The organism is Roseomonas chloroacetimidivorans (genome assembly GCF_049629625.1).
Lineage (GTDB): Bacteria > Pseudomonadota > Alphaproteobacteria > Acetobacterales > Acetobacteraceae > Roseomonas > Roseomonas chloroacetimidivorans.
Window position 1 is genome coordinate 1 of sequence record NZ_JBNBZS010000282.1, and the last position, 1,267, is coordinate 1,267.

Annotated in this window: 2 protein-coding genes and 2 pseudogenes; 3 read left to right on the forward strand and 1 reads right to left on the reverse strand. The window is 67.2% G+C overall.

The window, feature by feature from the left end; all coding sequences use genetic code 11:
• Window positions 1-127: pseudogene (locus ACO1BU_RS37435) on the forward strand (IS5/IS1182 family transposase); the annotation flags it as partial.
• 96 nt (window positions 128-223) lie between these two features.
• A pseudogene (locus tag ACO1BU_RS37440) lies at window positions 224-544 on the forward strand (transposase); the annotation flags it as partial.
• A 6-nt stretch (window positions 545-550) separates the two neighbouring features.
• On the opposite strand, the gene ACO1BU_RS37445 reads toward ACO1BU_RS37440, so the two are convergent.
• The gene (locus tag ACO1BU_RS37445; protein ID WP_424140913.1) at window positions 551-970 is read right to left on the reverse strand and encodes a transposase; all 420 of its coding nucleotides are present in this window, start codon (window positions 968-970) and stop codon (window positions 551-553) included.
• A gap of 21 nt (window positions 971-991) precedes the next feature.
• On the opposite strand from ACO1BU_RS37445, the gene ACO1BU_RS37450 reads away from it, so the two are divergent.
• On the forward strand, window positions 992-1,147 hold the full coding sequence (locus ACO1BU_RS37450) for a hypothetical protein (protein ID WP_424140914.1): 156 nt from the start codon (window positions 992-994) through the stop codon (window positions 1,145-1,147).
• The last annotated feature ends 120 nt before the right edge of the window (window positions 1,148-1,267 follow it).

Sequence of the window (1,267 nt, forward strand, 5' to 3'; positions counted from 1 at the left end):
GGCTGCGGCAGGCAAGGCGGCCATCATCCCGCCAAAAGGCAACCGGAAGCAGAAGCGGGACTACGACCGGCATCTCTACAAGGCGCGGCACCTGATCGAGAACTTCTTTGCCAAGCTCAAGCAGTTCGGTGCTGTCGCAGGCGTGGTGGGAAATCGGGTGACGTAGTCTCCGGCTTGTTCAACGAGCCATGACCGGCGTTGGCGCGCCGGCGGAGACCACGCCATGGACAAGGATAGCAGCAGAGGGCCTGCGGAGCAGGCGCTGTTTGCCGGAGAGGCTTGGTTTGACCCGATCGAGGCGGGGCTGAGGGGCCGGATCCGCGGCCTGATCGAGGAGCTGGTGGAGCAGGAGCTCGAGGCCGCGTTGGGGCGCGGACGCTATGAGCGAACTGGCGGGGCAGTCGGACATCGGCATGGCCACCGCAGGCGGCAGCTGACCGGCTCGTTTGGGCCGGTTGAGTTAGCCGTGCCGCGGGCCCGGCTGCGGGCCGAGGACGGCAGCAGCCAGGAATGGCGCAGTGAACCGCCCCGGGTTTGTCGGCAACTGTAATCAGGTTGCGGCGTCGAGACGGTAGTCTGTTTCGCTGGCGACCATTGCGTTGAGCGTGACGAGGAGCTTGCGAGCCGTGGCGGTCAGGATGGCCTTCACCGGTTTGCCTGCGGCCTGCAGGCGGTTACGGAACTCGCGGAAGATGGCGGAGCGTCGGGACGCTTGAAGGGCTGCGAGGTAGAGAGCGGTGCGAACGAGGGCCCGACCGCCGGCGATTGAGCGTGCTCCGGATTTCTTGCCGCTGTCGCGCGCGATCGGCGCTAGGCCGGCCAAGGCTGCGATCCTACGTCGGTCGAGCTGACCGAGCTCCGGCAGTTCGGCGATCAAGGTGGCCGCGACGATTGGGCCGACACCTGGCGCGGTTCGGAGGCGCCGATCGATACTGGCGAGGTCCACGTCGGCTGCGACGGTGGCGGACATGCGCTCCTCGACTTTGGCGATGTGGCGATCGAGGACGGCGATGATGGCCCGGATGTCTGCAAGTGCGCCGGGATCGGTGGTCTGCTGCAGCCTGGTGGCTTCCTGCTTGCGCAGGTCGACGAGCTGGCGGCGGCTTTGCCGAGGACGCCCATGGCGCGGGCGAAGTCGCGCGCTTGACGCGGATTCACCCGGGTGAAAGGGACGTCTGCTGCCTCGAGCGCATCGCGCAGGCCCCGATCATAGCCGCCGCTGGCCTCGAAGATGACCCAGAGGCGGTCCTTCTTGCATCGAGCCGCA